The organism is Anaerococcus cruorum (assembly GCF_046365495.1).
GTDB lineage: Bacteria > Bacillota > Clostridia > Tissierellales > Peptoniphilaceae > Anaerococcus > Anaerococcus cruorum.
On record NZ_JBGMEH010000001.1, the window covers coordinates 298,549 to 325,092 of the forward strand.

Annotated in this window: 26 protein-coding genes; 9 read left to right on the forward strand and 17 right to left on the reverse strand. The window is 32.5% G+C overall.

The features are described 5' to 3' along the window. Positions 1 to 80: 80 nt before the first annotated feature. The 10 genes from ACCQ40_RS01540 to pepF form a co-directional block, all read right to left on the reverse strand. Positions 81 to 254 (reverse strand): hypothetical protein, encoded by a 174-nt coding sequence (locus ACCQ40_RS01540; protein WP_394019618.1) that lies wholly within the window; start codon positions 252 to 254, stop codon positions 81 to 83. A 48-nt stretch (positions 255 to 302) separates the two neighbouring features. After that, positions 303 to 1,373 (reverse strand): sigma-70 family RNA polymerase sigma factor, encoded by a 1,071-nt coding sequence (locus ACCQ40_RS01545; RefSeq protein WP_410032319.1) that lies wholly within the window; start codon positions 1,371 to 1,373, stop codon positions 303 to 305. Between the two features lie 37 nt (positions 1,374 to 1,410). After that, positions 1,411 to 1,938 (reverse strand): NYN domain-containing protein, encoded by a 528-nt coding sequence (locus ACCQ40_RS01550; RefSeq protein ID WP_394019616.1) that lies wholly within the window; start codon positions 1,936 to 1,938, stop codon positions 1,411 to 1,413. Continuing rightward, positions 1,925 to 2,629 (reverse strand): 23S rRNA (guanosine(2251)-2'-O)-methyltransferase RlmB, encoded by a 705-nt coding sequence (gene rlmB, locus ACCQ40_RS01555; protein WP_410032320.1) that lies wholly within the window; start codon positions 2,627 to 2,629, stop codon positions 1,925 to 1,927. The genes ACCQ40_RS01550 and rlmB overlap by 14 nt, the downstream gene beginning before the upstream one ends. After that, entirely contained in the window at positions 2,629 to 4,050 is a 1,422-nt protein-coding gene (gene cysS / locus ACCQ40_RS01560; RefSeq protein WP_410032321.1) for a cysteine--tRNA ligase, read from the reverse strand. Before cysS ends, rlmB begins: the two co-directional genes overlap by 1 nt. Next, complete coding sequence (gene gltX / locus ACCQ40_RS01565; RefSeq protein ID WP_410032322.1) at positions 4,051 to 5,532, reverse strand: glutamate--tRNA ligase; 1,482 nt, start codon at positions 5,530 to 5,532, stop codon at positions 4,051 to 4,053. 179 nt (positions 5,533 to 5,711) lie between these two features. Continuing rightward, a complete protein-coding gene (locus tag ACCQ40_RS01570; RefSeq protein WP_410032323.1) occupies positions 5,712 to 7,121 on the reverse strand; it encodes an alanine/glycine:cation symporter family protein in 1,410 nt (469 codons plus the stop codon). A 245-nt stretch (positions 7,122 to 7,366) separates the two neighbouring features. Further along, positions 7,367 to 8,029 (reverse strand): formate/nitrite transporter family protein, encoded by a 663-nt coding sequence (locus tag ACCQ40_RS01575; RefSeq protein ID WP_410032324.1) that lies wholly within the window; start codon positions 8,027 to 8,029, stop codon positions 7,367 to 7,369. Next, a complete protein-coding gene (locus ACCQ40_RS01580) occupies positions 8,013 to 9,314 on the reverse strand; it encodes a M20 metallopeptidase family protein (protein ID WP_410032325.1) in 1,302 nt (433 codons plus the stop codon). The genes ACCQ40_RS01575 and ACCQ40_RS01580 overlap by 17 nt, the downstream gene beginning before the upstream one ends. Then, entirely contained in the window at positions 9,314 to 11,113 is a 1,800-nt protein-coding gene (gene pepF, locus ACCQ40_RS01585; RefSeq protein WP_410032326.1) for an oligoendopeptidase F, read from the reverse strand. The genes ACCQ40_RS01580 and pepF overlap by 1 nt, the downstream gene beginning before the upstream one ends. A gap of 91 nt (positions 11,114 to 11,204) precedes the next feature. On the opposite strand from pepF, the gene ACCQ40_RS01590 reads away from it, so the two are divergent. From ACCQ40_RS01590 to ACCQ40_RS01610, 5 genes are all read left to right on the forward strand, one after another. Further along, entirely contained in the window at positions 11,205 to 12,437 is a 1,233-nt protein-coding gene (locus ACCQ40_RS01590; RefSeq protein WP_410032327.1) for an aminopeptidase, read from the forward strand. A 113-nt stretch (positions 12,438 to 12,550) separates the two neighbouring features. Beyond that, positions 12,551 to 13,024 carry a PTS sugar transporter subunit IIA gene (locus ACCQ40_RS01595; RefSeq protein WP_410032328.1) on the forward strand — a complete coding sequence of 158 codons (474 nt, stop codon included), beginning with the start codon at positions 12,551 to 12,553 and terminating at the stop codon, positions 13,022 to 13,024. A 1-nt stretch (position 13,025) separates the two neighbouring features. Then, on the forward strand, positions 13,026 to 13,310 hold the full coding sequence (locus ACCQ40_RS01600) for a PTS sugar transporter subunit IIB (protein WP_410032329.1): 285 nt from the start codon (positions 13,026 to 13,028) through the stop codon (positions 13,308 to 13,310). A 10-nt stretch (positions 13,311 to 13,320) separates the two neighbouring features. Then, positions 13,321 to 14,682, forward strand: coding sequence for a PTS galactitol transporter subunit IIC (locus ACCQ40_RS01605; RefSeq protein ID WP_410032330.1), 1,362 nt, complete (start codon positions 13,321 to 13,323; stop codon positions 14,680 to 14,682). 50 nt (positions 14,683 to 14,732) lie between these two features. Next, entirely contained in the window at positions 14,733 to 15,104 is a 372-nt protein-coding gene (locus ACCQ40_RS01610) for a hypothetical protein (RefSeq protein WP_410032331.1), read from the forward strand. 58 nt (positions 15,105 to 15,162) lie between these two features. On the opposite strand, the gene nagB is transcribed toward ACCQ40_RS01610, so the two are convergent. The 4 genes from nagB to galE form a co-directional block, all read right to left on the reverse strand. Further along, positions 15,163 to 15,885 (reverse strand): glucosamine-6-phosphate deaminase, encoded by a 723-nt coding sequence (gene nagB, locus ACCQ40_RS01615; protein WP_410032332.1) that lies wholly within the window; start codon positions 15,883 to 15,885, stop codon positions 15,163 to 15,165. A gap of 157 nt (positions 15,886 to 16,042) precedes the next feature. After that, on the reverse strand, positions 16,043 to 16,633 hold the full coding sequence (rbr, locus tag ACCQ40_RS01620) for a rubrerythrin (protein ID WP_394019584.1): 591 nt from the start codon (positions 16,631 to 16,633) through the stop codon (positions 16,043 to 16,045). Between the two features lie 164 nt (positions 16,634 to 16,797). Further along, positions 16,798 to 17,715 (reverse strand): sugar phosphate nucleotidyltransferase, encoded by a 918-nt coding sequence (locus ACCQ40_RS01625; RefSeq protein ID WP_410032333.1) that lies wholly within the window; start codon positions 17,713 to 17,715, stop codon positions 16,798 to 16,800. After that, positions 17,712 to 18,746 (reverse strand): UDP-glucose 4-epimerase GalE, encoded by a 1,035-nt coding sequence (gene galE, locus ACCQ40_RS01630; RefSeq protein WP_394019580.1) that lies wholly within the window; start codon positions 18,744 to 18,746, stop codon positions 17,712 to 17,714. The genes ACCQ40_RS01625 and galE overlap by 4 nt, the downstream gene beginning before the upstream one ends. A gap of 181 nt (positions 18,747 to 18,927) precedes the next feature. On the opposite strand from galE, the gene ACCQ40_RS01635 reads away from it, so the two are divergent. Both ACCQ40_RS01635 and ACCQ40_RS01640 read left to right on the forward strand, forming a co-directional pair. Further along, the gene (locus tag ACCQ40_RS01635) at positions 18,928 to 20,208 is read left to right on the forward strand and encodes a glucose-6-phosphate isomerase (protein ID WP_410032334.1); all 1,281 of its coding nucleotides are present in this window, start codon (positions 18,928 to 18,930) and stop codon (positions 20,206 to 20,208) included. 73 nt (positions 20,209 to 20,281) lie between these two features. Then, the gene (locus ACCQ40_RS01640) at positions 20,282 to 21,184 is read left to right on the forward strand and encodes an L-lactate dehydrogenase (RefSeq protein ID WP_410032335.1); all 903 of its coding nucleotides are present in this window, start codon (positions 20,282 to 20,284) and stop codon (positions 21,182 to 21,184) included. Positions 21,185 to 21,239: 55 nt separating this feature from the next. On the opposite strand, the gene ACCQ40_RS01645 is transcribed toward ACCQ40_RS01640, so the two are convergent. Then, the gene (locus ACCQ40_RS01645; RefSeq protein WP_410032336.1) at positions 21,240 to 22,466 is read right to left on the reverse strand and encodes a dicarboxylate/amino acid:cation symporter; all 1,227 of its coding nucleotides are present in this window, start codon (positions 22,464 to 22,466) and stop codon (positions 21,240 to 21,242) included. Positions 22,467 to 22,615: 149 nt separating this feature from the next. On the opposite strand from ACCQ40_RS01645, the gene uraA reads away from it, so the two are divergent. Next, the gene (gene uraA / locus ACCQ40_RS01650) at positions 22,616 to 23,881 is read left to right on the forward strand and encodes a uracil permease (RefSeq protein ID WP_410032337.1); all 1,266 of its coding nucleotides are present in this window, start codon (positions 22,616 to 22,618) and stop codon (positions 23,879 to 23,881) included. A gap of 42 nt (positions 23,882 to 23,923) precedes the next feature. Here uraA and ACCQ40_RS01655 read toward each other — a convergent pair whose 3' ends face one another. Further along, positions 23,924 to 24,850 carry a CPBP family intramembrane glutamic endopeptidase gene (locus ACCQ40_RS01655; protein ID WP_410032338.1) on the reverse strand — a complete coding sequence of 309 codons (927 nt, stop codon included), beginning with the start codon at positions 24,848 to 24,850 and terminating at the stop codon, positions 23,924 to 23,926. Between the two features lie 82 nt (positions 24,851 to 24,932). Further along, a complete protein-coding gene (locus ACCQ40_RS01660) occupies positions 24,933 to 25,580 on the reverse strand; it encodes a hypothetical protein (protein WP_410032339.1) in 648 nt (215 codons plus the stop codon). Between the two features lie 67 nt (positions 25,581 to 25,647). Between ACCQ40_RS01660 and ACCQ40_RS01665 the strand changes: the two genes are divergently transcribed. After that, positions 25,648 to 26,511 carry a hypothetical protein gene (locus ACCQ40_RS01665; protein ID WP_410032340.1) on the forward strand — a complete coding sequence of 288 codons (864 nt, stop codon included), beginning with the start codon at positions 25,648 to 25,650 and terminating at the stop codon, positions 26,509 to 26,511. Positions 26,512 to 26,544: the final 33 nt, after the last annotated feature.

Here is a 26,544-nt window from a genome sequence, read left to right on the forward strand (position 1 = left end):
CTCCAATATACGTTTACAAATACATTTCTAAAACTAAATAGTCCATTAAAAAAGCACCACAGGATAAATTTCTAGTGGTGCTATTTATTTTCATTTTTTGAATTTACTATCATATCTATTAAATAGATAAGGGCAAATCCTAGCATAAAGTATCTATAGTACTTATAAGAATCTTCTACTAAGAATTCGAATGATACGTATATCGCTAGATAAACTAAAGAAATTATCAACATTATTTTACGATTTTTATTCATTCTCATCCTTTCTTTATAAAAAAAGATGCGAAGCAACTCGCATCTTTTTTAGTTTTCAGCATCTGAATATTCTTTTAGTTTTCCTAAGGCTTGGTTTTCTATTTGCCTTATCCTTTCTCTGGATAAGTCATAGATAGATCCTATTTCTTCTAGGGTTTTTGGTTTTTCGTTATCTAGGCCGTAGCGGTAGATAATTATTTGGCGCTCACGTTCTGTAAGCTGGTTTAGAGCTTGCATTAGGAAATTTTCCATATCACGCTCTAAAATAAGCATATCAACAGGAGTTGATTCATCCCCTACCATATCCATTAGCTCATCTCCTGTGGAGTCTTCACTGTCTAGGTTGATATTTAATGATGTAGAGTTTACTTGGTTGCGGTTTATTAAAAACAAATCGTCTGCTTGTTTTTTATCTATACCTTCTTTTTCTAGAATTTTGTATATTTCTTCATCACTTGCTTCTGGATTGGCCTTTAAAATCTGTTTTAACTTATTAAGCTTTAGATATTTTCCTGCTGGTATCCTTATTGTGTGGCCTTCTTTATTGATAGCTTTTCTTATTGCCTTATCAATCCATTTGTAAGCATAGGTTGTAAATTTGTAGCCTAGGGTTAGGTCAAATTTTTCTGCTGCACGAATCATACCAAGCATTCCTGATTGAACTAAATCTTCTAAGTCAAGATCATTACCGTGGGATCTATAAAAGTATGAAGCTCTACTTCTAACTAACCCTTGGTTTTTTTCGACAAGAGCTGCTAAAGCATTTTGGTTACCTAATTGAAATTGTTCTACAATTTCTTCATTAGTTAGATCAGACATTTTCATCATATCGCTACGAGTTATTGGTGTGATGGCTGTGGATTCGCTTCTTTTTACTTTGCTTTCTTCCTCATCATCATCTTCATCAATATCTTCTGTTTCTTCGATATCGTCTTTTTCTTCATAAACTTCATCTTCTTCGATTACTTCTTCCTCGATAAAGTCTACTAATTCTTCCTTTTCTTCATCAGATAGTTCTTCTAAGACACTATCTATTTCTTCTACGCCCATATCCTCGGCGTTAAAGAAATCACGTATCTTATCAACTATCCTTTCATCTTTTAAATTTATTTTATCCATATGTCACCCTTATTTGAATTTATTTTACCTTTAAATCTTAATCGTTATCCAAATCTTTTCTGATTTGGTCAATTTTTTCTATCATTTCTTTGGATAAGGGAAATGAATTGAAATTTCTATTAAAATCTCGCTTTTTGTTACGACTTATTTTTCTCCTATTGTTAAACAATTCTGCCCTTAGTTCAGTTGATGTCATCCTTGTAGCTCCCTTGTTTGAAGCTAGAACTTGAATTTGCCCATCATCTGTTACTACTTTTAGATTATGCTTGCGCCCAATTTTTAAAATTTGCTTTTCTATATAGGTATCAGCTGTCTGGTATCTTTTTGTATATACAATTTTCATCCCATATTTTTCTGTAATAGTTTCTTTTGGCCTATCAAGGTTATAGGCATCAAAAACTATTACAATCTCTTCCCCAGACAAGGACTTATATTCTGCTAGCTCATCTATTAAATTTTCTCGGGCAGTTTCTAGGGATGTTTTTGAAATATCACTTAAGTTTGGCCAAGAGTTTATAACATTATAGCCATCTATTATTGTGATATTTCTTCTAATTAAAGCCATTTTGCCTTAAAACCTCATATATACTTAAAGCTGATGCTACTGATGCATTTAGTGAATTTACCTTCCCTAGCATTGGGATTTTTACTAAAACATCACAATTTTCGCGGACAAGTCTACTTAGACCATCGCCTTCATTGCCTACAACTAAAGCAACTTTGCCTGATAAATTTGTATCTGCAATTGTTTCACTAGCTTCACCTGCTAGGCCATAAACCCAAAAACCATTTTCTTTTAAAGCTTCTATGGTTTGGTTTAAATTTGTTACCATAGCGACTTTTATATTATTAATAGCTCCAGCACTTGTTTTATAAACTGTTGGATTTACCTTAGCTGAGCGGTGTTCTGGGATGATTACCCCATCAAAACCAAAACTTTCTGCAGAGCGAATTATCGCTCCAAGGTTGTGTGGATCTTCAATTTTATCTAAAAGTATCAGTCTTTTGGCATCATTTAAATCATCAAGGCTTGCGTATTTGTAGCTATCTACCTCAATCATTACGCCCTGATGATTCATATCTACATTTTCAAAAAAATTTTTGTCAACGTATTTGATTGGCACATTGTTTTTAGTAAGCTTATCAACAATTTTGCCTACTATTGGAGTTTTTTGATCCATGATGTAGGCCTTGTGAATATTAAGGCCCGCATCAATGGTTTCTAAAACTGGTTTTCTACCATAAATTTTATCCATTAGATAAGCTCCCATTTTACACCCTCACGGGTATCTTTAATTGCTACTCCCATAGCTGATAGCTCATCACGGATGGCGTCTGCTTTTTCAAAGTCTTTTTCTTTTTTGGCAGCGTTTCTTTGTTCAATTAAATCTAAAATTTTTGCTTCATCTACTTCTGCATTCACTTTTTGGCGGTTTTCTATACCTAAAACTTCTTCAAGTTCTAAAATTCTATCTAAAACTGCTTTTATAAGTTGCTTGCTATTTTCAGATGAAACCTTGGTATTGGCAAATTTTACTAGATCAAATAATACTGTAATACCATCTGCTGTATTTAAATCATTATCCATTACTTCAATAAATTTATTTTCAAATTCAGCAAGCTCATTTAATAGACTTTGCTCATCATCAAATAATTCGTTTTCGCTAGCATTTGTTGCTAAATCTTCTAATCTAAATACTGCATTATTGATTCTATCTAGGGAATTTTTAGCACCTTCTATGATTTCACGAGTAAAATTAATTGGTTGACGGTAATTGGTTGTTAAAAGCCAAAAACGTATAACCATTAGGTCATATTCTTTTTTAATATCGTGAAGGGTAAAGAAGTTTCCAAGAGACTTACTCATTTTTGTTCCGTCTACTTGAATCATCCCGTTGTGCATCCAATAGTTTGCAAAAGTTTTTTCATTTAGTGTTTCTGATTGGGCAATTTCATTTTCGTGGTGAGGGAATTCTAAGTCTTCTCCACCAGCATGAATGTCGATTGTTTCTCCCAATATTTTTTTATTCATAGTTGAGCATTCGATATGCCAACCTGGACGACCAAATCCCCATGGAGAATCCCAAGAAACTTCGCCTTCTATTTTCGTTTTCTTCCAAAGGGCAAAGTCTGCTGGACTTTCTTTTTTGCTCGCCTGATTATTATCTAATCTGTTGCTTGCTCCATGAACTAATTCTTCTATATTTTTGCCTGATAATTTTCCATAATTATCTGCTTTTGATACTCTAAAATAAACATCTCCATCTACTTCATAAGCTGCACCTTTTTTGATAAGCTCACTTACAAATTCTATAATATCATCCATTACTTCTGTAGCACGTGGGTGGATAGTATTTGCTTCATCTAAGTTTAAATCATGAGCATCTTCCATAAATGCAGCTATATATCTGTCTGTAACTTCTTTTGTAGAGATATTTTCTTCTATAGATTTTTTAATTATCTTATCATCAACATCTGTAAAGTTTACTACATAGGTAATGTCATAGCCTCTGTATCTTACATATCTTCTAAATGTATCAAATACTACTAGAGGCCTTGCATTTCCTATATGCATATAATCATAAACAGTGGGCCCACAGACATACATTTTAATTTTGTTTTTTTCTATTGGTACAAATTCTTCTGTTTTTCTTGTGAGCGTGTTATGAATTTTCATTTAAAAATTTTCCTTTACGTAATTAAGTCTTTGTGCTATTTTCTCTTTACCCATTAATACCATAACAGATGATAAGTCTGGGCCGTGTACTGATCCTGTGATTGCCGCTCTAACTGGGAACCAAAGATTTTTGCCTTTGATACCTGTTTCTTTTTGTAGAGTTTTCATAATTGATTTTGCAAAATCAGCATCAATTTCATCTACTTCTGCTAATTTTTCTAAATAAGCATCTACTAATTTTTTGCTATCTTCTTCTTTTAATACTTCTCTTGCTTCTTCTTGCCAGTTTATTTCACTATCAGCTAGGAAGTAATTTTGAGATAAACTTGGTGCATCAGAGAATTTATCAATTGCTGATTGCCATGTTTCTGCAAGTAAGTTTAAGTCTTCATCTGAATAATTTTCATCGATTAACCCAGATTTTACCATAAATGGTTTGATTTTTTCAGCTAATTCTTCTACTGATAGGTCACGAACATAGTGGCCATTTACCCAGTCTAGTTTTCTCTTATCAAAAACTGCACCAGTTTTATTTACCCTATCAAAATCAAATTGTTTTGCTAGTTCTTCCATAGTAAAGATTTCTTCTTCACTATCTGGTGACCAACCTAGGAGGGCTAAGAAGTTTATAAGTCCTTCTGGTGTATATCCTTCTTCTATAAAGTCTTCTACCATACCATCGCCATTACGTTTTGAATATTTTTTGTGATCTTCGTTTAGTACGGTTGGTAGGTGGATATATTCTGGAGCATCCCAGCCAAAGGCTTCGTATAGGTAAACGTGTTTTGGAGTTGATGATATCCATTCATCACCACGAACTACGTGAGTTATTTTCATTAAATGATCATCCACAACTACTGCAAAGTGATATGTTGGGAAGCCATCACGTTTGATTAAAACTTGGTCATCCATATCATCTGTATTGAAAGTAATTTTTCCTTTAATTTTATCTTCAAATGAGATATCACGATTTTTTGGTAGTTTTAATCTAACTGTGTATTCTTCACCATTTGCTACTCTTTGTTTTGCTTCTTCTAGTGGGATAGATCTGCAAAGTCCATCATATTTTGGTGTAAGACCATCAGCTTTTTGTTGGTCACGTACTTTATCGATTCTTTCTTGAGAGCAGAAGCAGTAATAAGCCTTATCTTCTTCGATTAATTTTTCAATATATTCGTTGTAAATGCCTGCTTTTACCCTATCAGATTGGATATATGGACCGTATTCACCTTTTTCAGTTACTTTTCCATTTTCATCAAGCATTACACCTTCATCAATTTCGACACCTGACCAGTCAAGAGCCTTTAATAAATTTTCTAAAGCCCCTTCTACAAATCTAGTTCTATCGGTATCTTCTATTCTTAAAATCATTGTTCCATCTGTATGTCTTGCATATAAATAATTAAATAATGCAGTTCTAAGTCCACCGATGTGTAGGTAACCGGTTGGAGATGGAGCAAATCTTACTCTAACATCACTCATGTTAACTCCTTCTTTTCTCAAAATTTATAAATTTTCTTATTTATTTTAGATAATGAAAGGGAGTGCAAAACACTCCCTTCCCTACTTAACTTATTTAAGTATAACACGGTATACTCTAAAAATCAACTTTGTCAATAAGTTTTTTTAAAATAAGTTTATATTCTATTGTTAAATGCTACTTAGTCATCCCAAGCTGTTATGTCATCTAAATATGGGCTAAGTTCTGTGATATTTCTTGGATTAAATACTGGATCTTTTCCCTCTTTTAATTGCCTTTTGTAGTCATAATAAGTAGCAACTGCACACTTACCGATTATCATAAGGATAAATAAGTTTATTATAGCCATGATACCCATAAAGATATCACCTGTGTTCCAAACTGTAGAAAAATCTCCTACTGATCCAAAAAATACAAAAACTAAAACTAATATTCTATAAATAATTAAACCAGTATTACCAAGACCCATAACTAAAATGTTGTTTTCTCCATAATAATAATTACCTATTATAGAAGAAAAAGCAAACATTAAAACGCAAATGGTTAAAAAGTGTTGGGCCCATGGGCCTATTTCAGCGGCTAGGGCTGCTTGGGTAATGTCTAGACCCTTTAGGTTTGGATTTAGATAAATTTCTTCACCACCAATTATAATTACAAAAGCAGTTGCTGAACAAATTAAAATAGTATCTAAGTATACTCCAAGGGCTTGGATAAGTCCTTGTTTAGCTGGGTGAGAAACATCTGCTACAGCTGATGCGTTTGGTACAGCTCCCATACCAGCTTCATTTGAAAACAATCCACGTTTTACTCCGTTTAAAACAGCTGTTCCAAATAAACCACCAAGGCCCGCTTGTAAATTAAAAGCATCCTTAAAAATTAGCCCAAACATGTAAGGCACCTTAGTTATATTTGTAATTAAGATAAAAATTACAAGACCAATGTAGGCTATAGCCATCACTGGCACCAAAAGTGATGTGATATCAGAAATTCTTTTTAAACCACCAAAGATAACAAAACCAGAAACTACAACTACTATTAGTCCTATAACCCAAGGTGTACTATCAAAAGAGTTTGAAAAACCTGATGCTATCGTATTTGACTGCATGGCATTAAACATAAATCCGTAAACAATACAAACAATAATAGAAAATAAATTTGCAAGTCCCGGCTTTTTTATAGTTTTATTTATGTAAAAAGCTGGACCGCCCTTAAAACTACCATCATCATTTTTTTCTTTAAATATTTGCCCTAGTGTATTTTCTACAAAGGCAGATGCTCCTCCTATTAAAGCGGTAATCCACATCCAAAATACTGCTCCAGGACCTCCAACTGAAATTGCTGCTGCAACGCCAACTACATTTCCTGTTCCTATGTGGCTAGCTGCAGAAATTGTAAAGGCCTTAAAGGGTGAAATAGCATTTTCATCTTTAGGTTTAGCCGTAATAAGATCCATAGCATGGCCAATATTTGAAATCTGTCCTGCTTTTATTTTAATTGTAAAATATAAGCCTAGACCTAAAAGGAGCGGGATAAGCATCCAAGTGTAAATGACATCACTTAGGACACTAGTTAGTTTTTCAAAAGCTTCCATAATTCTCTCCTACTGTAATAATACACTCTGTCACGGTATATTATTAATATTTTTAAATTTTTATTTAGCTAATATTATACCAACTTTTTTAGAAAAAATACAAATAAAATTTAATTATTATTTTAAAAATAGTTTTTCGTTGATATTACAACCTTTTACTAATCTTTTTTGTAATTATGAAAATAAAAAACCCATATATCTTTTATAAGATAGTATGGGTCTATTTTAATTATTATTCTTTTTTACTAACCTGCTATACTAAAAGTATCATCATACATTAATGATAGAGATGGGATTACTAGGCCACCTAGGATATTTGCAACTAAAATTAAAAAGAAATTTCTAAGTGCTAGTAGGTTAAATTCACCTGCTAAAAAGAAGAAAAAACTATCCGCGATACTATGTTCAAATCCTGACAATACGAATGTCATAATTGAAATAAATATTGCTAAGTATTTACCTACTTGATAGCGGTTGTATTTAAACTGGTGAACTGCATTTGTAACAAACATATTGCAGAAAAATGCCAGTATAAATAATGATTTAGGAGTGTCATTTAATTTTACACCTGTTTTTAGCTGGGCTTGTTGAATCAAAGCTGGTCCAAACCTTGTTTGACGCATAAGCATAGCTATTGCAAAGGTTCCTATCAAGTTTCCTATTAAAACTATAAATAATTTTTTAGTGTATTCTTTTTTATCATAGTAGAAAAGATATCCTACCATACCTGTAAATAAACTATATTGTAAACTTAAAATTATAAAAAGAGCTCCAGCAAATAAAAACGCTCCTAAGTAAGGGTTATCTACAGATAATAAAACTGTTCCACCAAAACCAACCATTACACCACCCATGATGGCATAAATTATTGATTTGTGGTCATAATTTCTTTTACGAGATGTGCTCATATACTTCCTCTATTTCTTCTTGCGACCTATTTTCTTCTATAAATAAGCCTTTTATATTATTTTTATAAGGGCCGTCTTCTACTTTTATATTACTATTTAAACATTCTACTACATATCTAACTGTAGCTGCCACCCCATTTTTAAGCGCGTTTTCATCTAAATCAAACATGGTACTATGCAAGGCTGCACCTGAACCTAACTCTTCATTTTTTATTCCAAGCATTAAATAAAGTCCTGGCCATTGGGCAGTGTAAACTGCAAATGAATCTGATCCCATGGAAGGTTGTGCGGTTACAACGAATTCATCGCCCAGCTCATCTTTCATTACCTCTTTAGCAAAATCTGCTAATTTTTCATCATTTATAATTGGAAAATGTGGTCTTGTATAAGAATTAAAAACTACCCTGCAATTATGGGCTTTTACTTTATTAATTATTAGTTGTTGAAATTCTCTATAAAATTTATAGCCAACTTCTTTTCTATCAAAAAACCTCACACTTCCCTTAAACCTAAGTTTGTCAGGGATTTGGTTAAATTGATTACCCATTTCCACTACTCCTATAGAATAGGTCATAGGTTCAAATGGGGAAAATTTATTCATACGAAGTGATTTTAACTCGTTATAAATGTCTACAAAACAATCTAGGGGATTGTTCGCCTTATAAGGGCGAGACCCGTGGCCACTTTCTCCCTTAATTGTTATATCAAACATCATTGATCCAGCATTTATCCCGCCAGATTTGATGGCCATTACTCCAGAATCATAATCTGGAGCAACGTGGATGGCAAAGCTAGTATCTATGTCTATTTCATTTTTACCCAAATATGCCATTAAATATTTATAATTAGCTCCTGTTTCTTCACCACGTTCAAAGCAAAATATAACTCTTCCTGCAAAATCATCCCTGTTTTCATATAAAATTCTAGCCGATGTAAGGGCCATAGATGTATGTCCATCATGGCCGCAAGCATGCATAACACCAAAATTTTTACTTTTTACAAGACGTTCGTTTTTTAAATTTTTGTCAGGCTCTATAAATGGTAAAGCATCTAAATCTGCCCTGATTATAATAGTTTTTGGATCATCAGACTCTTTATTTCCTTCTATAAATCCTAGGATGCCACCATTTTCTATTTCTACATAGTCGATACCAATTTTTTCTAGTTCATTTTCTACAAGTTTTACTGTTTGGTCTTCTAGGCTAGATAACTCGGGATTTTCGTGCATCCTACGTCTGATATTTACTGTATAATCAAAAAGTTCTTCGGCTTTCTTTTTATACATTATTTATACATTCCTAATTTTTCTGCTAATTCATCTATTTGATCAATTAGTGAACCTATAAAGGCAACTGTTTCAGAAATTGGTTTTGTAGTTGTCATATCAACTCCAGCAGCATTTGCAAGTTCTATCGGGCTTACTGATCCACCAAGTTTTAGAACTTTTATCCAATTTTCACGGTCTTTGTCAGTTCCATTTACAATTTTATCTGAAATGATTGTTCCTACAGAAAGTCCAGCTGAATATGTGTAAGGATAAAGTCCCATGTAATAGTGTGGTTGGCGCATCCAAGTTAGCTCTGCTCCCTCTACTAATTTTACAGAATCTCCCCAAAATTCTTCTAATTTTTCTGTAAATAATTGGTTTAAATCATCTGTACTTAGATTTTCACCAGCTTCTACTTTTCTATAAACTTCACGTTGGAAAGCTGCTTCTATAAAGTGAGTTACAAAGTTGTGGTAGTAAGTTTTTGAAATCATGGTTGATAAAACCCAAAGTTTTTCACGGTCATCTTTGGCTTTATTTAATAAAAATCTTTCCATAGTGATTTCATTAGCAGTTGATGGTGCTTCTACAAAGTACATGGACATATCGTTGTTTAAGGCATTTTGAGTATTATTTGAATAGTAAAATTGTCCAGCATGGCCTAATTCGTGAGCTAAAGTCATTACTTGACTCATTTTATTATTGTAAGTTGTCATGATAAATGGATGTGATCCATAAGGTCCTGCTGCAAAGGCTCCAGTTCTTTTTCCAATATTTTGCGCATAGTCTATCCATCTTTCATCAAAGGCACGGTTTAAAACTTCTACGTATTCTTCGCCGAGATTTGAAAGCCCTTCTACAATATATTCACGAGCTTGGTCAATAGAGACTTCTGGCTCATATTCTGGATCTATAGAAAGTTTTAAATCAGCATAAGTCATCTCATCAAGATTATAAATTTTTTGGATGATTTTTGCATACTTTCTCATATGAGGAGCAAGTTCTGCCATTATTGTATCGATGTGGTTTTCATAAATTTCTTTATCTACATCTTGGCGTGATAATAAATAGTCAAAAACTGAATCATAACCTCTAATATCTGATAGGCGTTTTTCATTTTCCACGTGAGTTACATAAACAGATGCATCTGAGTTTTGGTATTTTCTTAAAACATCGTGGTATCTTTTAAAAGCATCACGGCGCAAATCATCCCTAGGGTCAGCTTCTAAAAACTCTTCAAAAGTATTGTGGTTTAAAATTATTTTTTCACCATCATATTCAAAATCTTCAAAGGCCATATCTCCATAGCGGATATCAGCATAAGATTTATATGGAGCATCAAAGGTTGGCACAAGATTTGCCAAAACTTTTTCTGTTTCATCAGAAAGTAAATATTTTGAATTAGAAATTACTCTTTCTAGGTAATATTTATATTCTGGATGTTCTTTTTTAGCTTCTTCTAATAAATTTGTATCTGTTTTAGCAAGCATAGATTCAAAAAAGCTTAAATTTGCATCGATTTTGCTCATTTCATTTACAAAGTTTGCAAATCTTTTCATAACTTTTCCATCAGTTGTATCAACTTCTGTTGTAATACTTGCAAATGTACTTAGTCTATCAGTTAAAGCCGCAATTTCACTATAAGCTTCAAGAGCTTCATATATTTTTTCAGATGAATCTAAAGATTTGTATTTATTTACAAAATCATCTGATGATTTTTTTAAATCTTCAAGAGCAGCTAAGAAAACTTCATCATTTTCGAAAAGTTCTTCTATCGCCCATATTTCATTTATATCAACTTCATGTCTATTTTTCATGATTACCTTTCTTAAATAATTATTTATACATTTATATGTATTTTATTTTACCCTAAATATCCTAAAGGTATAATAACATGAGGAGGAATTTATGGATAAAAGAATAGAAAATTTTGCAAAACTTGCTGTAGAATTTGGTGTAAACGTGCAAAATGGCGAAGATGTAGTAATCAATGCCCCAGTAGAAAACCCAGATTTAGCAAGACTTATAACAAAAGCAGCCTATGAAAAGGGTGCAAGAAATGTATCAATTGATTGGCGCGATGATGCTATCACAAGATTAACATACGAAAACCAGACCCAAGAAACTTTAAATGAAGTTCCTGATTGGAAAATAGAAAAATTAAGATATCAAATAGCAAATAAAAAATCAAACAGAATTTCAATCTATGCCGAAGACCCAGACCTATTAAACGGCCTAGATGAAGCAAAAATTTCAGAAGCTATAAAAGAAAATTCTAAAAAAACCAAAGAATTTGTAAAATACTCCATGAATGATATCGTAAGCTGGCTAGTAATCTCAGTACCAACTAAAAAATGGGCTACAAAAGTATTTCCAGATTTAAATGAAGATGAGGCTTACGAAAAACTTTGGGAAACTATCCTAGATGTCAGCCGAGTAGAAGATTCCTGGGAAGAAACAAAAGAAAATTGGACAAAGCACATCGAAACTTTAAATGAAAAGGCAACTTATTTAAACGACCACCAATTTGACAAAGTCCACTACGAATCAGCAAATGGTACAGACCTATGGGTCAAACTTCCAAAAGATCACATTTGGACATCAGCAGGGTCCAAAAATGAAAAAGGCGATTCATTTATTCCAAATATGCCAACAGAAGAAGTATTCACTGCCCCTCAATATGACGGAGTAGATGGCACACTTTTTGCTAGCAAACCTTTAGTTTACAATGGTGTAGTCATAGATGAATTTAATTTTACATTTGAAAATGGAAAAGTAATCGACTTTGATGCTAAAAAAGGTAAAGACACACTAGCAAAAATGTTAGATAGTGATGAAGGAAGTAAATATTTAGGAGAAATCGCCCTAGTGCCTTATGATAGCCCAATTAGCAATTCAAATATTCTTTTCTACAACACATTATTTGACGAAAACGCATCCTGCCACTTTGCTCTAGGTAAGGCTTACCCAACAAATGTAGTAGGTGGATCAGACTTAGAAGAAAACGAATTAAAAAACCGCGGCATAAATGATTCCCTAATCCACGAAGACTTTATGGTTGGAACAAGCGATTTAAAAATCACTGGCTATAAAAACGACGAAGAGTTTCCTATATTTGAAAATGGAAACTGGGCAATTTAATAATTTTTATATTAATGGTTTAGATTACTCTAAGCCATTTTTTATTTTTTTATGAATATCTCCCCGCATTTGTTATACTTACTTATAGAATCTTGTTTTAAGGGGGTTATGTTTTGTTAAATGATAACGAAATAAAAATAATAGGACAAAGAACTGAAAATAAATACAAAGATACTAATGAAGCTTTAGATTTCACCGCCCAATTATTACTAAATGAGGGATTGGTAAAAGATTCTTATATAGAAGCTATAAAGAAAAGAGAAAAAACTTTTCCAACTGGCTTACAATTTGAAAATTATGCAATAGCCATACCCCATACTGATTCAGAGCATGTAAATTCAGAAGCTATGGTGATCAATATTTTAGAAAGGCCAGTAAAATTTGGGCAAATGGGAGCAGAAGATTTATATACTGATGTAAATATAATTGTTATGCTTGCTATAAAAAATAAAGAAAAGCAAGTCCCATATCTTAAAGCACTTATAGAAATATTCCAAGACGAGGAAAAGGTTAACATGTTATTAAAATGTCAAAATAATGATATAATAGAGAAAACATTTAAAAATTATATAAAGGAGAGTATGTAAAATGAAAAAAATCTTAGTGGCTTGTGGAGCAGGAATTGCAACTTCAACAACTGTAATCTCAAAAATTAAAAATCTCTTGGACTCAAATGGTTATCAAAACCAATATTCAATTAAGCAAATTAAAGTAAGTGAAGCTCCAGGATTATCTGATAGTGCTGATTTCTTAGTTTCAACTACAGCTAAGCCAGGCAATTTAAATTGTGACTTTGTATCAGGAGTGCCATTCTTAACGGGAATGGGAAAAGAAACGGTGGAAAAAGAAATCCTAGATTTAATGGAAAAATAAGGAAGAAAATATGACCTATATAGTTGGATTTTTTGACTGGCTACAAAGTTTAGGTGTATCAGTATTTATGCCCTTGGTAATCCTTGTTTTAGGGCTTATATTTGGATTAGGATTTTCTAAAAGTTTAAAGGCAGGACTTACAGTTGGGATTGGTTTTGTGGGGTTAAATCTCGTTATCAACGAATTACTAGGCACATCTTTATCGCCAGCTGTGCAAACCATGGTTGATAAATATGACCTAGCTTTATCAGTAATAGATGTTGGTTGGCCAGCTGCTGCTGCCATTGCCCTAGGATCTCAAATTGGAGTTTTAATAATTCCTGTAGGAGTGCTTGTTAATTTTGTAATGCTTTTAACAAATACAACCCAAACTTTAAATGTAGATATCTGGAACTACTGGCACTTTGCCTTTACTGGAGCATTGACAGCTATTTATACAGGAAGTTTTGCTGTTGGTATGGTTGCTGCAATTATAAATATGATTATTATCATGGTTTTAGCAGATATTACATCAGGAAAGGTTGAAGAATCACTAGGAATTCCTGGTGTTTCCTTACCCCATGGTTTTTCAACATCTTATGCACCAATTGCTATGGCTTTTAACTGGCTAATAGATAAAATTCCAGGAGTTCGTGATATTGATTTTAATTTTGAAAATTTAAGAGAAAAAATTGGTATCCTGGGAGAGCCAATGATGATAGGTACTATAATTGGTGTAGCCATCGGAATAGTTGCAGGCTATGACCTTGCTGGTATCTTAGGCCTTGGTGTATCCCTAGGTGCAGTTTTAGTTCTTATTCCAAAAATGGCAGCCATGCTTATGGAAGGACTTGAACCAATCAGTGAGGCTGCTGGGGAATTTATTAAAAAACGTTTTTCAAACAGAGGAAAAATTTATATAGGTCTTGACTCAGCAATCGGTGTCGGCCACCCAGTAACTTTAACTGTTGCTTATTTATTAATGCCTCTTGCCCTAATACTTGCAATAATTTTACCGGGCAATAAAGTAATGCCATTTACAGACTTATCCGTACTACCATTTATGATTCTTTTAATAGCACCAATTGTAAATAATAATGGTTTTAGGACCCTATTAATTGGTATAATTTTTCTAATTTTTGGCTTATACATTTCAACAGACCTTGCTCCACTTATTACAAAGGCTGCTATGAATGTTGGTTTTCAAATGCCAGAAGGAGCTAATATGATATCATGCATCAGTGATGGTGCAGGTCCTCTGACATGGATATTAGTTAATATCAATACCTTTGGTGTGCTTGGTATAGCAATTGCTTCTGTATTAGCCATAATCCTTGCTCTTTGGAATAGAAAAAGAATTATAAAAGAAGCTAGCTTGTTAGAAAATAATTAATTATGTGCTTTAGCTATAAATCCAAAAATTATAACTTTGACATTTATATAATGGGTTATATCTACCTAGCTTTTGCTGTAATTGCATCATTTTTAATTATCAACCGCATCTATATAGTAATAGCTGCCCTGGCTTTTATTGCTTCAATTTATAATTTTTATAATAGAATTATAGGAAAAAAACACCCCTATAAAATATGCTTTAAGGAAAATAATATAGAATTTTATTCTAAAAACAAGCTAATTGGCTTTGACTATAAAAATATTAAAAAATTCTACCTAAAACAGTATTCCATAGATGTTGAAACTTATTTGTGGATTGAAACTTTAGATAAAGAAAAATATAAGTTTTATATAAACTTAGCAAAGTTTGAAAATAATAAAGAATTATTAGATCAGCTATTTAAACTAAAAACTAACTAATACTTATAAGAATAACAAAAAACCAGCCCTAGTTGAGGGCTGGTTTTATTTTTATATTCTAGCCATTATAAGCTTCTTCATCTACAAATAAATATACATTTGGATGTAGGTGTAAGAAACTTGCTGGGAATTCTGGGTAGATTTTATCTTCTTCTAGTAATCTTTTTACTGCATCGTGTTTATTTTTACCACTTGCCATTACTATTAAAGTATGTGCATTAAAAGCATCTGCCATTCCCATTGATATTGCGTATTTTGGCACATCATCTTCACTTTCAAAGAATCGTGAATTTGCTTTGATTGTTTCATCTGTAAGTTTGATAATAGATGTTCTTTGGTTTAGTTTTTGATCTGGCTCGTTAAATGCCACGTGACCATTTGGACCTAAACCTAAAACTTGAATATCTCTTGGTCCAAAATCATCTAGTAATTGGTCGTATTCTTTAGCATATTTTTCATCTGCTTCTGGAGCAAATGGTAGGTGGGTTTTGCTTTTATCTATATCAACATGGTTAAATAATCTATCGTTCATAAAATATTGATATGATTGATCATTTTCTTTATCAATGCCTACATACTCATCAAGGTTTACTGAACTTGCATATTTAAAACCAATTTCACCTTCTTTATTTGCTTTTATTAAATTTTTGTACAAACCTTCTGGTGTTGATCCTGTTGCTAAACCAAATTTTAATTGAGGTTTATCTTGCATAAGACTTATTACTAAATCTGCTGCTTTTCTACTCATTTCATCGTAATCTTTGCTTACTATTACTCTCATTTTTCCCTCCATCTTTAAATTATAAATCTAATAAATTTTACCCAATTTATTAATAATCAATTAAAATTGGATTTAGAGCTTGTTATCTATTTATATTTTACTTAGTATTTTACAAATTAAAATAGCAGGGTCATCATAACCCTGCTATTGTCTATTTTTAGTAGTTAAATCTTGCTAATTCGAAGTAATCTTGTGGGTGAGCACATGCTGGACAGATTTTTGGTGCTTCTTTTCCTTCGTATAGGTATCCACAGTTACCGCACATCCAGATAACTTCTTCGTCTTTTTTGAATACTCTATCGTTTTCGATATTAGCTTTTAATGCTTTGTATCTTTCTCTGTGAGCTTCTTCTACTTTTGCAATGTGTCTAAATGCTCTTGCAATTTCTGGAAAACCTTCTTCTTCAGCAACATCTGCAAATGATGGATACATATGTTCTGCTTCGTCGTTTTCTCCATCGATTGCACCTTGAAGATTTGTAACAGTGTCATGCCAAACTACTGGCCATTTTGTGTAGTTTTCGTTTATTTCGATATCTTCTAATTTGTATTCTTCTCTTAAGAATTTAAAGAATCTTGCAGCGTGTTCTCTTTCATTCATTGCTGTTTCTTCAAAAATTCTTGAAATTTGAACATATCCTTCGTCTTTAGCTACTTTTGCTGCTAATGTATATCTCATGTTTGCTTGGCTTTCACCAACAAATGATGTGATTAAGTTTTGTGCTGTTTTTGTGCCTTTTAAGGTCATATGTATATCCTCCTGGAATTTTCTTATGTACTTTCTATAATGATTATATAATTAGAAAAACTCTTTGTCAAACTTTATTCTAAATATTTTACTTTAGTAAATAATGATTATCATTACTATTTAGTTTCGTCTGCTAAACTAAGAAAACTCCCAGAGCTGAGAGCTTAATTCCATATATTTTCTGGATAATCTTTGTTATCAAGCATTTTTTTAAATTCTTCTTGGGCCTTTGTTAAGTCTTCTTTATAAGTAATACCTATCCACTTATCATTAGTTGGAAGAATTGTCACATCCGCTTTTTCTTCTTCTAGCATCTTAGCTATCATTTCTGGTAAAACGTATTCAGCAGTTTCTAGATTTTCCTTATTTTTTTCTAAATATTTGTTAAAATATTTTTCACAAAGGTCAATAAATTCCGGGAAGGTTGCCCACATATTCATAGAAACTATGGTTTCTAAATTTAATAGGTCGCTAGATAAATTTTCTCTACTAGATATTTTTCCATCATCATTTAGGGTAATCTCGTGGGTTTCAATTATTTTTACTAATTTATTTTCATCATTACCAACAGAAACTCCACGGGTTACCGAACCATTGTCTGAGAGAGTATTTTTTAATTTATAACCTGCCATAGCAATTTGTAATTTATCAGCTTCTTTATTGGCTGGTTTATTTAAAAACTCATAAAAGTCTTTAAATACATTTTTACCATAATAATCATCTGCATTTATTATTAAAAATGGTTCATCTACAAGGTCTTTGGCTGCTAAAACTGCATGGACTGTCCCCCATGGTTTTTTACGCTCTTTTGGTACTTGGTATTCTTCTGGCAGGTCAAGGGTTTGGTAGGCATAGTCAACATCAATTATTTTTGATATCCTATCTCCTATAATCTCTTTAAAATCTTTTTCTATATCTGGTCTGATGATAAAGATAACTTTGTCAAAACCAGCCTTTTTTGCATCATAAATAGAATAATCAATGATGGTATATCCATTGTCATCCATTTTTGCAAGCTGTTTAATGCCTGCCCCATACCTTGATCCTATACCTGCTGCCATAACTACTAATGTAGTTTTCATATTTTTTCCTTTCCCTCATAGCCCTGAGGATTCATTTTTTGCCATCTCCATGCATCTTCGCACATTCTTTTTATATCGTATTTAGCTTGCCAACCTAAAACTTTTTTAGCTTTTGACGCATCCGCAAAGGACATATCTATATCTCCTTCACGCCTTTCTTCTATTTTATAAGGGATTTTTTTACCGATTACTTCTTCAAAGGCTTTTATAACATCAAAAACAGAATATCCCTTACCTGTTGCAAGATTTATAATCTCAACCCCATCTAGCTTTTCAATATTTTCTACAGCTTTAACATGGCCAAGGGCAAGGTCAACTACATGGATATAATCGCGCACTCCTGTTCCATCGTGGGTTTTGTAGTCATCTCCAAAAATGTGGACGTATTCTAATTCTCCAACTGCTACTTTTGAAATATAAGGCAGTAAATTATTTGGAATCCCTTGTGGGTCTTCGCCGATTAATCCTGACTTATGAGCCCCTATTGGGTTAAAATACCTTAGTAAAACCACTTTAAAATCTGGATCTGCAGTATGCAAATCTGTCATTATTTGCTCCATAAAAGACTTGCTCCATCCGTATGGATTGGTGCAAAATCCTTTTGGCTCATCCTCTGTAATTGGTGTTGTTGCAGCATCTCCATAGACTGTTGCAGATGAGCTAAAAATAATATTTTTACACCCTACTTCTTCCATAGCATTTAATAAGCTTAGAGTTCCAGTAAGGTTGTTGTGGTAGTATTTTAGAGGATTTTGTACTGATTCTCCAACTGCTTTTAGGGCTGCAAAGTGAATTACTATATCTACTTTTTCTTCTGCTAATACTTTTTTTAGAAACTCAGTATCTAGGATATCTGCCTCATAAAAAGTAGTTTTTTTGCCAGTTATTTCCTCTACTCTGTCAATAGCCACCCTTGAAGAATTGGATAAATTATCATAAATAATTACATCATAATTATTTTCTAAAAGTTCTAGGGCAGTATGACTTCCTATATATCCTGCTCCTCCAGTTAATAAAACGCGTTTTTTCATAAATCCTTCCATATCTTGCAAAATTTGCCTAACTTATCACTATTATAGGTATTATAAAAATTTATGTCAACAAAGCTAAAAACTAGCTTTTCTTAGTATCATAAAGCGATTATAAATATTTTAACAATAAAAACTATGGGTATATAATTAAAAGGAATGAAGTTTTTACGGAGGAATAATAATGAGAGTTGATTATACAAATATAAAATTAGAAAACCTTGATAAATACAAAGAAAAAGCATTAAAATCTTTTGATACTCTTATGGATGGATCAGGAGAAGGAGCTGACTTTTTAGGCTGGGTTGATAGACCAGTTGACTATGATAAAGAAGAATTTGAAAGAATAAAAAAAGCTGCAGAAAAAATCCAATCTGACAGCGATGTCTTAGTTTCTATAGGTATAGGTGGATCTTATCTAGGAATAAAAGCAGTAGACTACGCCCTAGATAATTATTTTGGAACAAATAAAAAAGTAAAGCTAATCTATGCTGGCCACCAATTATCCGGCCAATATATGGCAGAGCTTTTAGATTATTTAAAAGATAAGGATTACTCTTTAAATGTAATCTCAAAATCAGGAACAACAACAGAGCCAGCTATTGCCTTTAGATTTTTAAAAGAAGCCTTAGAAGAAAAATACGGCAAAGAAGAAGCCAAAACTCGTATCTATGCTACAACTGATAGGCAGAATGGTGCGTTAAAAGATCTTGCAACCAAAGAAGGCTATCAAACATTTGTAGTGCCAGATGATATTGGTGGTAGATTTTCAGTAATATCTGCAGTAGGACTTTTACCACTTGCAGCAAGCGGAGTTGATATAGATGATTTTATGGCAGGTTTTGAAGCTGGCCGTGAAAAATATACTAAACGTGATTTTAATAATGATGCTATAAAATATGCTGCAATTAGAAATATGCTTTACGAAGATGATAAGGCTATCGAGGTTTTAGTAAATTACGAACCAAAACTTCAGTATATAGCAGAATGGTGGAAGCAATTATTTGCAGAATCAGAAGGAAAAGATGGCCAAGGGCTATTCCCAGTTTCAGTAAATAACTCAACAGACCTCCACTCCCTAGGACAAATGATTCAAGATGGTAGAAGAAATTTATTTGAAACAGTATTAGAAATTGAAAATTATGATCGTGATATCGAAATAAAAGAAGATAGCGATAATTTAGATGGACTAAATTATCTAGCAGGTAAATCCTTAAATTATGTAAATAAACAAGCCATGGAAGGTACAACTATTGCCCACGTAAAGGGAGATGTACCAAATATTCGTTTACTTATTGAAAATGTAAGTGCAAAAACACTTGCAGAACTTTTCTATTTCTTTGAAATTACAGTAGGAGTAAGTGGATATATGATAGGCATCAATCCATTTAACCAACCTGGAGTTGAAGAATACAAGACTCAAATGTTCAAACTACTTGGTAAACCAGGTTACGAAAACAAATAAGCTATAATATTTTAAAATATATTTTATTATTAACACTAGAAATTCATTTTAATAAATAGGAAAGAAGGAAGTTTTGAAAAAAGTATCAATTATTGGTTTAGGAAATGTTGGAGCAACAGTAGCACATACCCTTGTAGAAAGAAAATTGTGCGATGAAATTGCCCTATTTGACAAAAAAGAGGGTCTAGTCAATGCCGAAACCACCGATCTTAGAGATGGAATGGTAAGAAGAGATGGTAATATAGAAATAATCGCAGGAAAAAAATCCGATCTTGCATCAAGTGATATTATAATTTTCGCTCCAGGAGATATTAGTATTTTACAAAATAATAGTGATAGACTAGAAGAATTCAAATACACAAAAACCTGTGTAGAAGAATGGGCACCTATTATTAAAGATTCTGGGTTTAAAGGTATTATTGTTTCTATAACAAATCCATGCGATGTGATTGCAGAATACATGCAAAAACTAACAGACCTACCAAAAGAAAGAGTTATAGGAACTGGTACAATTATCGATACTGCTAGAATGAAAAATGCAGTAGCAAAATATGTAGGTCTTGACCCAAATTCTATAGATGGATATGTAATTGGAGAACATGGAAATAGCCAATTTGTAGCTTGGTCAAAAGTTTCTATAGCAGCAAAACCAATTAGAGAAAGCCTTGATGAAAAAACCTTCGACCAAATAGAAGAAGCAGCTAGAATGAAAGGTTTTGAAATTATCAAAGGCAAGGGCTATACATCCTACGGCATTGCAAATGCAACTGCAATCATAGTAGAAACTATATTTACAGATGCCAAAACAATCCTACCAGTATCTTCCTACTCAAGCGAAGCAGGTTGCTATATTGGTCACCCAGCTGCAGTGGGTCGCAATGGAATCATTAGAGATATCCACCTAGAATTAAATGAAAAAGAACAAGAAAAATGGGATCACTCAGTAGAAACCATTAAAAACACAAGGCCAAATTAAGCTTAGTAAGTAAAAAAGACAAGTCGAAAAATGACTTGTCTTTTTTAAATTAATTTTATGCAATTTTACCTTTTTTTCTAAGTCTAGCTGAGTTTATAAGAGCTGCAGTAGCATCACCTGTGATATTTAAAGTAGTCCTACCCATATCAAATATTCTATCGATACCTGCAACAAGGGCAATACCTTCAACTGGTAGCCCAACTGATTGAAGTACCATAGCAAGCATAATCATACCAGATCCTGGTACACCTGCAGTACCGATTGATGCAAGAGTTGATGTTAACACTATAGTAACAATTTGTCCTAAAGTTAGGTCAATACCATAGCAAGATGCAATAAATACTGCACAAACACCTTGGTAAATTGCAGTACCATCCATGTTTATAGTAGCTCCAAGTGGAAGTACGAAGCTTGTAACATCATGGTCTGCTCCAAGTTCCTCACAACATTTTAAGTTTATAGGAAGAGTTCCCATACTTGATGCAGAAGAGAAAGCAAACATCATAGCCGGTGCTATACCCTTAAAAAATTCAACTGGGCTAATACCTGCCATAGTTTTTACTGTAAATGAGTAAACAACTAATATATGGAAGGCATAAGCAAGATATGCAACTAAAAGTACACTTGCAAGAGAACCTATAATCATAGGACCATTTTCAGCTATAACTGGCATTAGTAAAGTAAATACACCGATAGGTGATAGCTTTAAGATAAGCTCCATAGCTTTCATATTAATATCATTTAAGATATCTATAGCATCTATTGCCTTATATTGTTTTTCTTTATCAATTAATAGGATAGAAAATCCAAGAATAATAGCCATAACTATAATTTGTAGCATGTTTGCTTCAACTATAGGAGCCAAAAAGTTTTTAGGAAAGATATTTACAAAAGTATCCATCAAAGATACTTCATTTTCTAGAGCATACTCAAGATTCGTAGTAGCAATAAGTGGGAAAAATCTTTTAGCAATATTAGCAAAAATAAGACCGATTAAGATTGCAAAAGCAGTTGTAAAAAAGTAGTAAATTACAGTAAATACTCCAACTTCCCCTACTTTTTTGATATCTCTCATAGAGATAATTCCGCCCATAATAGAAAATAAAACAATAGGTGTAACAATAAATTTAAGTAGGTTTAGGAATATATCCCCAATAGGTTTTACATAAGTATTTAAAATTTCAGCTTGACTTTGCAGTAGCAAACCAAAAATAATGGCCAAAACTAGGGCAATAAAGATGTTCCTAGTTAGGTGTGATTTCTTTTTAGGTTGTGTTTCCATAATTATCTCCTTATCTTTTCAAAAAATTCTCAAATTATATATATGTTACTTTCTATTAATTAGTTTGTAAAGATATATTAAAAATATTTGACAAATTTTTTTATATAATTTAAAATATTGAAGATTTGGAATAAAATAAGGAGGTTTTAATGGACAATAAAAGAATTTATAAAGTAAATGACGATGTACCTAAAAAGTTATTGGTTCCACTGGGTTTGCAGCATACCTTTGCTATGTTTGGTGCATCTGTTTTGGTTCCTATATTATTTGGAATTAATCCAGGGATTGTTTTACTTATGAATGGTATAGGTACTTTACTTTTTATTTTGATAACTAAGGGCAAGGCTCCAGCCTATCTTGGATCTTCGTTTGCCTTTCTAGCTCCAGGGATAGCTATCATAGAGTCCCAAGGGTTTGAATATGCTCAGGGTGCTTTTGTGGCTGTAGGAGTTTTAGGGTGTTTGCTTTCCTATATTATTTATAAGTTTGGAACATCTTGGATAGATGTAGTGCTCCCACCTGCTGCTATGGGCGCAGTTGTTGCTTTAATTGGTTTTGAACTTGCTGCTAATACTGTTTCTGGTGGAACTATTGGGGCAAATCTTATGACTGATACTGCAGCATCTAGGGATTGGCTAGTGTTTTTGGTCACACTTTTAACCGCAATTTTAGGATCTATAATGTTTAAAGGTTTTATGTCTACTATTCCTATTTTGATTGCAATTATTGTCGGCTATATCGTAGCTTATTTTAATGGTCAAGTAGATTTAACTCCTGTGCGTGAAGCGAGTTTTTTCACCCTTCCACAATTTCAGCTGGCGAAATTTTCTCCAGAGGCAATTTTTGCTATGCTGCCGGTACTACTTGTAATTGCAGCTGAGCATATCAGCCATCAAGTTGTTACAAGCAATATCATCGGTGAGGATTTGATAAAAGATCCAGGCTTACACCGTTCTATATTTGCAGATAACTTTTCAACTGCACTTTCTGGATTAATTGGAGGTGTTCCAACTACAACCTATGGGGAAAATATTGGTGTTATGGCTATAACTGGAGTTTATTCTGTAAAAGTAATTGCTACTGCAGCTGTAATTTCAATCCTTATGGCCTTTATAGGACCTCTATCTGCCCTTATTTCTACCATCCCGGGCAATGTAATTGGTGGGGTAACATTTTTACTATATGGAATGATTGGTACAAGTGGGATAAGACTTTTGGTTGACCAACAAGTAGATTACTCAAAAAGTGATAATTTAATTTTAACCTCTGTAATATTTATAACAGGTCTTAGTGGATTATCCATTCAATTTGGATCAATAGAGCTAAGCGGAATGGTGCTTTCTTCTGTTGTGGCCGTTATTTTGTCACTCATGATTTATCTGATAAAAAAAGCTGGTTGGTCTAACTTGGAATAAAATTTACTTTAAAGAAAAATAAAAACTGGTTTATAGATTTTTCTATAGACCAGTTTTTTTATTTATTAGCTTATTCTCTTTTTCCTTCGACTTATTTTTGGCTCCTATTAGCAAAACTCCAACTATTATTGCTTCTATCCAAAAGGTTATAAAGCCACCTTCTACTCCAAAGGCACCTCCTGTTAAAAATGGATTACCTGTTAGTTGGGTTTTTATTAAACTTATATTTGATTGGGTAATGCCTGAAACGTTGATACCATATATATTTGCTTGGGCAAAATTCCAAAAAGTGTGGACTGCTGCTGGTAAAAATATATCATCTGATAAGTAAAATAATAGGGAAAATATTACACCCATTAGAAAAATGTTTACAAAGGGAAATATACCAAAACCGTCATTGCCAAGGTGTAGAATAGCAAATATCAAGCTATTGGTAATAATTGCAGATCTTACTCCATTAAAGGCTGCAAAATAATTCATTAAAATGGACCTACACATTAGCTCTTCGTTAAACCCTTGTATTACCCAGCCAATAAAAAAAACTAGGAAAATCTCTACCGGTACATTTGATTTATTTAAACTTACCTGAGATTGCCTGTATATTTTTAACTGCAAAAATACCCCACTTATCATTACAAAACCTAAAAGAGCGCCTTTTAAGTAATTTTTGATTTTGTTAGGACTAGAAAGTCCCAAGGATAAATTATTTCTGTTTAGGTATTTTTGGGCAAATATGTACATTAAAAGGCTGGAAATAACTGTTCCATAAAGCATACTTAAAATAAATCTATCATTAGGTGCTAGATTTTTGATAGCATTTATATTATTTATTGATTTAAGGATGAAAATATCCCCCAACCATAGTTTAGGAAAGATTAATAGAAAAATGATTGCTAGTACAACTAGTACTGGATTTCTATTTTTCTGAACTCTTTTAGTCTCCTTAATAGTTAAATTATCTTCAAACATTATAATCTCCGTTATATTTTATACATTGATTATAACTTTATTTTGATTTTATGCTAATAAGAAAACACGGAAATTTACTGTGTTAGTTATTATTTATTGCTCCATCCATAGTATCTGTGGAAGACTCTGGGCTATCATCCTTATAAAAGTCGCTGGCATATTCCAATGCTCCACCTAAAATTGCATTTACAAAATCTCTTGATTCGTTGATGTCATAACCATTTATCTTTCGTTTTAGAAAGATTGTAGCTTCCCTAGTATTTTTCTCCTGGTTAGAATCTGATAGGGCTGCCATGTAGTCATCATGAATTTTCTGATCGTCTTCACTATCATCTATTTTTTCGTAGACATCTATATAGTTTACATTGCTTATTTTTAGTTTTACTTCCTTACCACCAGATTTTTTCTCTTGGTTTTCTACTTCGATTTCTAAGTTGGTAAAGGCATTGTCATAAAATTCTTCTTGCTTTTTGCTATCATCTGAATAGGAAGTCCTTAAAACCTCTAGGATAATTGGTAGTCTATCTGTCTTTTTGTCTATGTACTCTGTATCATAGGTCTTGATTGCTGTTTCTAAACTTTCTACTGACCTATCTACATTTGATACAAAAAATTGGTAGATTAAAAATGGTATGCCCACTATAAGTAAAGCCATAATCACATAGGGAAATATGAAAAGGCTGCGTCTTTTTTGTTTTCTTTGATGTACTTTTCTTGCTTTTTTTGCCATAATTTCCTCTTTACCATTAATTATACCATCTATTATACAATTTTAATAAATGTGATAAGATAGGGTTATGAAAAGTTTTAAAATTAATTTGATGGATCTACTAGCCTTAATACTTTTAACTTTTTCCTATTTCCTACCTTTTTTAGGGCAACATCTAGGAATAAATGGGAATGTTTTGCTTATGCTTATCAACTGTTATTTGATAGGCTACTTGGCCTATGTAATTTCCTTTATGGATACAAAAAAAGTTTTACTCATGGCTATCCCTCTCATCCTTTATAGTATTTTTTTAATATTTTTTATGAGAAATTTTAAGCTAGTTTTTGAAAGGCAAAGGCTTGAGGATTTAGTTTATGTAATTACAAATTTATATGATGTAATATTTGTAGTTTTTTGCTTTTTTCTAGTAGAAATTGTCCTTACACGCATAGTCGGTGCGAGGGCTACTTTAGGTTTTGGGATAGTAAGTTTCATTCTCTACCTTGTTATGCAAAATAGTAATATCTTGCCCTTTGATTTTTATTACAAAGATTTATTGGTATATTTCTTCTTTTACATAATGGCAAGCAGGATAAAACCTGCCTTTCAATTTAATAATTTTTTAATAGTTCTAGCCCTCATATTTTTAGCAGGAGAAATCTATTTATATATGTACCTAGACTATTATCCAGGATTTTACTTTTCAACAATAATCCTAACCTATCTAATTTTAAAGCAAAGTCCTGATGTTCAATATGTAAGTCAAGAAAGATATCTCTTTTTCACCTACCTTTATCCATATAAGGTAAACTATGTTTTGCTAAAAGCCGTAATAAATGCAAGCCCTCTAGTGATCACTTTAATAAGTGTACTTATTTCTTTTATTATAGGAGAGTTTTTATATAAGCTTAGGATTAAATTTTTGGACCATATTTTTGTTGGTATACACTAATTTGCATGCAAAAAATTGTTTTATAATTGCATT